The sequence below is a fragment of the Sphingomonas sp. Leaf25 genome (genome assembly GCF_001421635.1).
Taxonomy (GTDB): Bacteria; Pseudomonadota; Alphaproteobacteria; order Sphingomonadales; family Sphingomonadaceae; genus Sphingomonas.
In genome coordinates, this window is sequence record NZ_LMKU01000033.1 from 135,519 (window position 1) to 144,167 (window position 8,649).

Here is an 8,649-nt window from a genome sequence, read left to right on the forward strand (position 1 = left end):
CCTGCGCTTCGGCGAGCGTCCGCGGACGGTCGGCGGCGTAGCTGCCGGGCGATGCCCGGAATCCAGCGACCACCGCGTCGCGGAACGCCTTTTCCTCCACCGGAGTCAGCGCATCATAGGTGCGTTCGGCGATGCAGTTGGCGAAGCGTTCGGGCAGGCTGTCCGACAACCATGACTGCAACTTCTGTTCGTCGGTCGGCTGACATCCGGCCAGCAGAGCCATCGCGGACAAGGTCGCCGCCACCCTCGCGCTTTTCATGGGGCGAGGCTATATCGCGGCCATGCACTGGGCAATCGGTATCCTGATCTTCGTCGCGACCGTGATCTTCATGGAAGGGTTCGCCTATGTCGCGCACCGCTGGCTGATGCACGGGCCGGGGTGGTTCCTCCACGCCAGCCACCATGCCCCGCGCCATGGCAACTGGGAGTGGAACGACCTGTACGCCGCCATCTTCGCGGTGCCGTCGATCGTGATGCTGCTGGGCGGGGTGCAATGGGGCTGGTGGCCGGGCACGATCTGGATCGGCGCGGGGATCGCTGCCTATGGGGCGATCTATTTCGGATTCCACGACGTGATCGTCCACCGCCGGCTCAGCCACCGTTATCTGCCCAGGTCGTCCTATATGAAGCGGATCATCTCCGCGCACCGGCTGCACCATGTCGTCGAAACGAAGCACGGCACGGTCAGCTTCGGTTTCCTGTGGGCGCCGAAGCCCGAGGATTTGAAGGCGACGTTGAAGGCCCGCGGAAACGCCGGGGTGCGCGCGCCGACCGCCGTCACCCGCGATCCGGTCGAACATCCGTGACGCCCGGGGGGTGGCAGGCACGCGCACTGTCGTGGCTGCTGGCGGTGTTCGCGACACTGGCGATGGTCGGTGCGGTCGCTACCATGTCGACCAACACGCCTGGCGGCATGGCCGATGGGGGCGGGCAGGCAAGCCGCAGCGATGGCCCGCAGGCGGTCGACTCACGCGCCGCTGCACCCGAAGCTGGCACTCCCGCCCCGTTCACCACCGGCGCGCCGCGCGAATTGACCCCCGAACAAACCACCGCCCGAATTCACGCCGATGCGTTGCACGACATCGCCGGTTGGCTGGCGGCGCTGACCTATGCGGTATTGGCGCTGGTCGCGGTGATGGCGGTCGGCGTGCTGGCGCTGTTCCGTATCGCGCAGATGCGGGGCGACGCGGTCCGTTGATCGTCGATCCGTGGTTCTACGCGCTGGCGATCCCCGCCGTCGCCTCGCAGGGGCTGGCCAAGGGCGGGTTCGCCGGAGTCGGTTCGCTCGCCATGCCGATGCTGGCGCTGGCGATCGATCCGGTACAGGCCGCCGCGATCCTGCTGCCGATCCTGATCGTGCAGGATGTGGTGGGGGTATGGGCGTTCCGTCGGACGTTCGACGCGCATGTCCTGTTGTGGATGCTGCCCGGCGCGGCGGTGGGAATTGCGCTGGGCTATGGCTTTGCGACCATGGTGCAGCCTTCGGCGGTGCTGGCGGCGGTGGGAAGCATCTCGATCCTGTTCGGCGGCTGGCGGCTGTGGACCGAGCGGCACGGCGTACCGGTCGCCTCCGCCTCGCCCGGCTGGGTCGGCAGCCTGTTCGGGGTGCTGTCGGGCATCACCAGCCAGATCGCCCATGCCGGGCAGCCACCGTTCCAGCTCTGGGTCTTGCCCCGCCGCCTGCCGCGCGACGTGCTGGTGGGGACGACCGCGATCTTCTTCTGCGCGGTCAACTGGTTGAAGGTGCCCGCCTATCTGGCGCTGGGGCAGTTCACGCGGACCAATCTGCTGACCTCGGCTGCGTTGCTGCCAGTGGCGATCGCGACGACCTTCGTCGGCGTGTGGCTGGTACGGCGGGTGTCGGCCGAGCGGTTCTACCGGGTGATCTACTGGCTGATGATCGCGGTAGGGGTGAAGTTGTTGTGGGACGGGGTGGTGTGACCCACTCGTGCCGGGTGCAACGGGACGCATCGGTTTTTTGCCGAGAGATAAAATGTCTCGGCCATCAAGCGCGGCATGATCTGGCCGAGGCCGATGCCCCGCCCGAACAGCGGACCATCAATGGACGCATGACGATCTGACCGGGCGAGGGCGTCGCGCCGGCGGCGAAACCGCCCGCGCAATAATCACCTGCCCCGCGCACCGATCTGCTTCGTCCGTGCGTTCGCGGGAAGAAGGGGGCAATATGGTATCGGTTTCGCGTATCGCCTGGCTGGCCCGGCATGCCGGACGGCAGATCTGGTTCCGCGCCGCGCTCATCAGCGTGGCGAGCGTGGCGGTGGCGGGGTTCGCCGGGATCATCGCGCGGTGGCTGCCCTATCATTTCACCGGCGACATCGGTCAGGACGCGGTCGGCACGGTGCTGGGGATCATCGCATCGTCGATGCTGGCGGTGACGACCTTTTCGTTGACGGCGATGGTCAGCGCCTATTCGTCCGCGACGCAACTCGCCACGCCACGCGCGACGCAGTTGATGATCTCCGACCGAACGTCGCAAAACGCGCTGTCGACGTTCCTCGGCGCGTTCGTCTTTGCGGTGGTGGGAATCATCGGGTTGCAGACCCGGCTGTACGGCGGGCAGGGGCGGGTGGTGCTGTTGCTGGCGACCATCCTGCTGATCGTGCTGGTCGTCGTCACGCTGCTGCGCTGGATCGCGCACCTCGCCGCGTTCGGGCGGATGGCGGACGTGATCGACCGGGTCGAGGATGCGGCAGGTTCGGCGATGGCCGCGTTCGCCAGGGACCCGTACGGCGGCGGTCGCCCTGCGATCGCGCTACCCCCGGGCGCGCGGACGGTGACGGCGGACCGGATCGGCTATGTCACCCATATCGACATGGCGGACCTGATCGCGATCGCCCGCGAACACGGCATCGCGATCCATGTCGAAGCGCTGCCGGGAACGCTGGTGCATAGCGACCGGCCGTTGCTGCGGATCGTCGGCAAGGACGTCGACGAGGCGGCCGAGCGGGCGCTGGTGAAGGCGTTCATGGTCGAGCGGCACCGGCGCTTCGATCACGATCCCCGGCTGGGGCTGATCGCGCTGGGCGAGATCGCCGGGCGGGCGCTTGCCCCGGCGACGAACGATCCGGGCACCGCGATCGAGGTGGTGAACGCGCTGTTCCGCACCTTGTCGCTGTTGCCCGCCGAAGCGCCGCCGCCCGATGCCGAATTGCCGCCAGTGTATCTGCCGCGTCCCGGCATCGACGAGATGATCCGCGACGGCTTCGTATCGATCATACGCGAAGGTGCCGGCGAGGAAGAGGTGGCGCAGCGTGTGTTGAAAATCCTCGCCGCGCTCGGCAAGGCGCTGCCCCATGCCGGGGCGACCACCCATGCGCTTGCCGAGGAGCTGCGCCGCAATGTCCGGCGAGTAATGCAGGACGAAGCGGCGCTGGCGCGGACGTTGGGGGGCGTTTAGTCGAACAGGCTCGACACCGACGATTCGTCGGCGATGCGGCGGATCGCTTCGGCCAGCAGCGGGGCGATGGTCAGGTGGCGGATCTTGGTCCCCTGCGCGATCACGTCGTGATTGCCGATCGAATCGGTGATGACCAGTTCTTCCAGCGCCGATGCCTCGACCCGGGCGACCGCGCCGCCCGACAGCACGCCGTGCGTGCAATAGGCGACGACGCCGACCGCGCCGGCCTGTTTCAATGCGGCCGCCGCGTTGCACAGCGTGCCTGCCGAATCGACAATATCGTCGATCAGCACGCAGAAGCGGCCCTCGACGTCGCCGATGATGTTCATGACCTCGGATTCGCCAGCCCGTTCGCGGCGCTTGTCGACGATGGCGAGGGGGGCGTTGTGCAGCCGCTTGGCAAGGCTGCGCGCGCGGACCACGCCGCCGACGTCGGGCGAGACGACCATCAGGTTATGCTCGCCGAAGCGGGTCTTGATGTCCTCCGACATCACCGGCGCGCCGTAGAGATTGTCGGTCGGAATATCGAAGAAACCCTGAATCTGCCCGGCATGGAGATCGACGCACAGCACGCGGTCGGCGCCCGCCTCGGTCACGATGTTCGCCACCAGCTTAGCCGAGATCGGCGTGCGCGGGCCGGGTTTGCGGTCCTGCCGGGCATAGCCGAAATAGGGGATGACGGCGGTGATGCGCCGTGCCGACGCGCGTTTCAGCGCGTCGATCATGATGAGCATCTCCATCAGATTGTCGTTGACCGGATAGCTGGTCGACTGGATGACGAACACGTCCTCGCCGCGCACATTCTCCAGCACCTCGACGAAGATTTCCTCGTCGGCGAAGCGCCGGACGCTCGCCTTGGTCAGCGGGATTTCGAGATAGTCCGCGATCGCGGTCGACAGGGGAAGGTTGGAATTGCCCGCCAGCAGCTTCATGGAATGCCCCGTGGTCCGTGTGTGGAGAAGATGGGCGCGCCATAGAGCGCATGGACGAAATGTGAAACCCATGTGACGCCCGTGTTTGCGCCGATCCTCCAAATGGGCGAGAGGGCGGCCATGATCGTCACCCGTTTCGCCCCCAGCCCGACCGGCACGCTGCACGTTGGAAACCTTCGCACCGCGCTCCACAACTGGATGTTCGCGAAGCGGCACGGCGGGCGGTTCCTGCTGCGGATCGACGATACCGACAAGGCACGCAGCGAGGAGCGGTTCGTCGAGGCGATCCGCGCCGACCTGGCGTGGCTGGGGCTGACCCCCGATGGCGAGGAACGCCAGTCGGCACGGTTCGACCGGTACGAGGCGGTGTTCGCCGACATGGTCGCCGCCGGGCGCATCTATCCGGCATATGAAACGCCCGAGGAACTCGACCTGCGCCGCAAGATCCTCGCCGGACGCGGATTGCCGCCGGTGTACGACCGGGCAGCGCTGAACCTGACCGACGCGGATCGCGAACGGCTGGAAGGGGAAGGGCGGCGACCGCACTGGCGCTTCCGGCTGGCGGCGGAACCGATCCTGTGGAACGACATGATCCGGGGGCCACAGCGCTTCGATGGCGCGCTGCTGTCCGATCCGGTCATCCGCCGGGCCGACGGATCGTGGCTGTATCTGCTGCCCTCGGTCATCGACGATGTCGACATGGGCGTCACCCATGTCGTGCGCGGCGAGGATCATGTGTCGAACACCGCCACGCAGATGCAGATGTTTCAGGCGATGGACGCGACGCCGCCGGCGTTCGCGCATGAGGCACTGCTGACGGGGAGCGAGGGCAAGCTGTCGAAGCGGCTGGGATCGCTGGGGATCGATCATTTCCGTAACGAGGGCATCGAACCCGAGGCAATCATCGCGCTGCTCGCACGGCTCGGCACCAGCGATCCGGTGGAGCCGATCGTCGATCCGGCGCCGCTGGTCGAGGGGTTCGACTTCGCCCGCTTCGGTCGCGCGCCGGCGCGGTTCGACGAGGGCGAACTGGCGCAGGTGAACGCGCGGATCGTCCACCAACTGCCCTACAAGCGCGTCGCGGACCTGCTGCCCGAGGGCATGGATGCGGACGCATGGGCGGCGGTGCGCGGCAATCTGGAGCGGGTGAGCGATGCCGCCGACTGGTGGCGGGTCGTGACCGGGCCGGTCGCGCGTCCGGCGCTGGGCGAAGAGGATGCGGCGTTCTTCGCCACTGCCGCGCGCGTTGCGACGACGATCGCGTGGGAGTCGCCATGGGCCGAACTGACCGGCGCTTTGAAGGCGGAGACGGGGCGCAAGGGCAAGGCGCTGTTCCTGCCGCTGCGCCTCGCGCTGACCGGGCGCGAGCATGGGCCGGACATGGCCGCGCTGCTGCCGCTGATCGGGCGAGAGGCGGCGATCGCACGGTTGACGTAGGCGTCAGCTTTACAGCCGTCCCCGACAGGTATCTCCTCGCAGCTCGGCCGATTTGGCCTGGGAGAGTTGCATCGAGGAGCGTGAGGGCATGGCATATCAGGGACAACGTGGCCTCAGTCCGACCGGACTGGGAATAGCGATAGCGATCAACGGCGCACTGCTGGCGCTGATGACGACGATGGCGACGACGACCATCCTGCGCGGCGGGGACGAGCCGCTGACAACGATCAACATTCCCATCGACCCACCGCCCCCGCCGATCGATCCCCCCAAGCCGTTGCCGCGGACCGCCGTGCCCGATCCCGCGCCGGCGCCGCTGCCGTTCAACCCGCCCGCACCGTTCCCGGTGCCCGGTCCGGTGATCGCGAGCACCGACATCCTGCCACCGATCGCGCCGCCGTCACCGGTCACGGCATCGCCCGGCGGCACGGGCAGCGGCACCGGCGGCGTCACGGTCGCCTCGCCGCTTCCCGTGCTGGTCGCCGCCAGCGTCGATCCACGCTACCGCGCCGATTTCCAGCCCGACTATCCGGCGTTCGAGCGCAATCAGGCCCGCGACGGGGTGGTCGTCGTTCGCGTGCTGGTGGGCAGCAACGGCCGCGTCACCGCGATCGAGCCCGTGAGCGCCACCAGCGACGCCTTCTTCGACGCGACCAAACGCCGCGCGTTGTCCAAATGGCGCTTTCGTCCCGCGACGCGCGACGGCGTGGCGGTGGAAAGCTGGCGCGAGATGACCGTGCGCTTCACCATGACGGATCAATAGGCATGTAACGCCCGCCCCCGTTCCGCACTGGCGGACGGGGGCGCTCGCGCCTATCTTGGACGGCGTCATGAGTCTGCTCCGCCTGTTCTCGCCGCTACATGCCATCCGCGACTTCGTGGACTATGCCCGTACGCGCAAACCCTATGAATGGTGGTTCCTGCTGCTGTCGATCTGCATCGTGCTGGTGATCGGCTGGGGCTTCGTCCACGATTCGCATTTCGAGCGGCCGTACAAGAAAGAGATCATCTACGTCGAAAGCTGGCCGGCGAACCGCAGCGATGCGGAGATCATCGCCCAGCAGAAGATCGACATGGAGAAGGACCGCATCGCCACCGAGGAATTCCTACGCGATCGTGCCAAGCGTCAGGCCGAATGGAAGCGGATCGACGACAAGCTGAATAGCTGGGGCATCTGACCCACGCCCCCGCCGCCGATCCGCGCCACATGGCGGCGGCGTTGACGCTCGGACAGCGGACGCGCGGGCGGACTACGCCCAATCCCAATGTCGGTTGCGTCGTGGTCGATGCCGAGGGGCGGGTTGCCGGGCGCGGCTGGACGCAGCCGGGCGGGCGGCCGCATGCCGAGGCGATGGCGCTGGCGCAGGCGGGCGAGCGCGCGCGGGGCGGCACCGCCTATGTCACGCTGGAGCCTTGCGCCCATGTCTCGCCGCGCGGACCGGCCTGCGCCGACCTGCTGGTTGCGGCCGGGGTGGCGCGGGTGGTGGTGGCGATCGGCGATCCCGATCCGCGCACCGATGGCGTGGGGCTTGCCCGGTTGCGCGCGGCGGGCATCGACGTGGTGGTCGGAGCGGGCGCGGAGGATGCGCGGCGGTCGATGGCCGGGTTCCTGACGCGGCGCGCGCTCGGGCGGCCGTTCGTGACGCTCAAGCTGGCGCTGTCGCTCGACGGCGCGGTGTCGCTGTCGGACGGGCGCAGCCAGTGGATCACCGGGCCGGTCGCCCGGGCGCACGGCCATCTGGAGCGCAGCCGGCACGAGGCGATCCTCGTCGGGCGCGGCACCGCCGAGATCGACCGGCCGAAACTGAACGTGCGACTGGCCGGTCTGGGCGACCACAGCCCTGCGCGGGTGGTGCTGTCGGCCGATTGCGCGGCGATGCCGGGGTTCGTCATGCTTCCCGGAGTCGAAGCGCTGGGCGAGCTTCCCGGCGATCATGTGCTGGTGGAGGGCGGCGCGGCCACGGCGGCGGCGTTCCTGCGCGCCGACGTCGTCGACCGGCTGCTGCTGTATCGTGCGCCGATCCTGATCGGGCATGGCCGGACGCTGCCCGACATCGGCCTCACCGATCTGACGCAAGCGCATGGTCGCTGGCGGTTGCACGATGCCCGCAGTCTTGGCAGCGACCGGCTGGAAGTCTACGAGCGCGCCAGATAGGAGCCGCCGAGTGTTTACCGGAATTGTCAGCGACGTGGGTCGCATCGAATCGATCGGCGGGGCGGGCGACCTGCGCGTGACCATCGCCTGTAGTTACGACACGCAGACCATCGACATGGGTGCGTCGATCGCCTGTTCGGGCGTCTGCCTGACGGTCGTGGACAAGGGGCCGGGCTGGTTCGCGGTCGACGTGTCGGGCGAGACGGTGTCGCGCACCGCGTCCGACCAGTGGCGCGAGGGCCGCCCGCTCAACCTCGAACGCGCGTTGCGGCTGGGCGACGAACTGGGCGGGCATATCGTCACCGGCCATGTCGACGGCGTCGGCCAGGTGGTCGACACCGCGCCCGACGGTGATTCGACCCGCGTGACGATCGCGGTCAACCGTGCGCTGGCCCCGTTCGTCGCGGCCAAGGGGTCGGTGACGGTCGACGGCGTGTCGCTGACGGTCAATACCGTCGAGGACGCGGCCGACGACGCCCGCTTCACCCTGAACCTGATCCCCCACACCCAGGCGGTGACGACACTCGGTACGCTGGCCGCGTCCCAGGCGGTCAATATCGAGATCGACGTCCTCGCCCGTTATCTGATGCGAATGGAACAAGTCCGTGGCCAACGCTGAACTGTCGGGCCTCGCCCACGCCTTTCTCTCGTCGCCCGAAGAGATCATCGACGAGGCGCGCAACGGGCGGATGTTCATCCTGGTGGAT

The 8,649-nt window shown here is 68.1% G+C and carries 11 protein-coding genes; 9 read left to right on the forward strand and 2 right to left on the reverse strand.

Annotated features, from left to right (window positions below):
• The coding region (locus tag ASE78_RS15675) for a hypothetical protein (protein WP_162236507.1) at positions 1-259 on the reverse strand (259 nt) is incomplete at its 3' end.
• Between the two features lie 22 nt (positions 260-281).
• Here ASE78_RS15675 and ASE78_RS15680 point away from each other — a divergent pair.
• The 4 genes from ASE78_RS15680 (at position 282) to ASE78_RS15695 (ending at position 3,418) form a co-directional block, all read left to right on the forward strand.
• Positions 282-806, forward strand: coding sequence for a sterol desaturase family protein (locus ASE78_RS15680; RefSeq protein WP_056499169.1), 525 nt, complete (start codon positions 282-284; stop codon positions 804-806).
• The gene (locus ASE78_RS15685; protein WP_056498371.1) at positions 803-1,198 is read left to right on the forward strand and encodes a hypothetical protein; all 396 of its coding nucleotides are present in this window, start codon (positions 803-805) and stop codon (positions 1,196-1,198) included. The genes ASE78_RS15680 and ASE78_RS15685 overlap by 4 nt, the downstream gene beginning before the upstream one ends.
• Positions 1,195-1,941, forward strand: coding sequence for a sulfite exporter TauE/SafE family protein (locus tag ASE78_RS15690; RefSeq protein WP_055762366.1), 747 nt, complete (start codon positions 1,195-1,197; stop codon positions 1,939-1,941). Before ASE78_RS15685 ends, ASE78_RS15690 begins: the two co-directional genes overlap by 4 nt.
• A 244-nt stretch (positions 1,942-2,185) precedes the next feature.
• Entirely contained in the window at positions 2,186-3,418 is a 1,233-nt protein-coding gene (locus ASE78_RS15695; protein ID WP_082467267.1) for a DUF2254 domain-containing protein, read from the forward strand.
• On the opposite strand, the gene ASE78_RS15700 is transcribed toward ASE78_RS15695, so the two are convergent.
• Complete coding sequence (locus tag ASE78_RS15700) at positions 3,415-4,350, reverse strand: ribose-phosphate pyrophosphokinase (protein WP_055762372.1); 936 nt, start codon at positions 4,348-4,350, stop codon at positions 3,415-3,417. The genes ASE78_RS15695 and ASE78_RS15700 overlap by 4 nt on opposite strands.
• A gap of 120 nt (positions 4,351-4,470) precedes the next feature.
• Between ASE78_RS15700 and gltX the strand changes: the two genes are divergently transcribed.
• The 5 genes from gltX to ASE78_RS15725 all read left to right on the forward strand — a co-directional run bounded on the left by gltX (position 4,471) and on the right by ASE78_RS15725 (position 8,561).
• Positions 4,471-5,787: a glutamate--tRNA ligase gene (gene gltX, locus ASE78_RS15705; protein WP_056498373.1), complete on the forward strand. Its 1,317-nt coding sequence runs from the start codon at positions 4,471-4,473 to the stop codon at positions 5,785-5,787.
• 88 nt (positions 5,788-5,875) lie between these two features.
• The gene (locus ASE78_RS15710) at positions 5,876-6,550 is read left to right on the forward strand and encodes a TonB family protein (RefSeq protein ID WP_056498375.1); all 675 of its coding nucleotides are present in this window, start codon (positions 5,876-5,878) and stop codon (positions 6,548-6,550) included.
• Between the two features lie 67 nt (positions 6,551-6,617).
• Complete coding sequence (locus ASE78_RS15715; RefSeq protein WP_056498376.1) at positions 6,618-6,965, forward strand: hypothetical protein; 348 nt, start codon at positions 6,618-6,620, stop codon at positions 6,963-6,965.
• A gap of 29 nt (positions 6,966-6,994) precedes the next feature.
• Positions 6,995-7,942 carry a bifunctional diaminohydroxyphosphoribosylaminopyrimidine deaminase/5-amino-6-(5-phosphoribosylamino)uracil reductase RibD gene (gene ribD / locus ASE78_RS15720; protein ID WP_056498379.1) on the forward strand — a complete coding sequence of 316 codons (948 nt, stop codon included), beginning with the start codon at positions 6,995-6,997 and terminating at the stop codon, positions 7,940-7,942.
• A 10-nt stretch (positions 7,943-7,952) separates the two neighbouring features.
• Positions 7,953-8,561, forward strand: coding sequence for a riboflavin synthase (locus tag ASE78_RS15725; protein WP_056498381.1), 609 nt, complete (start codon positions 7,953-7,955; stop codon positions 8,559-8,561).
• Positions 8,562-8,649: the final 88 nt, after the last annotated feature.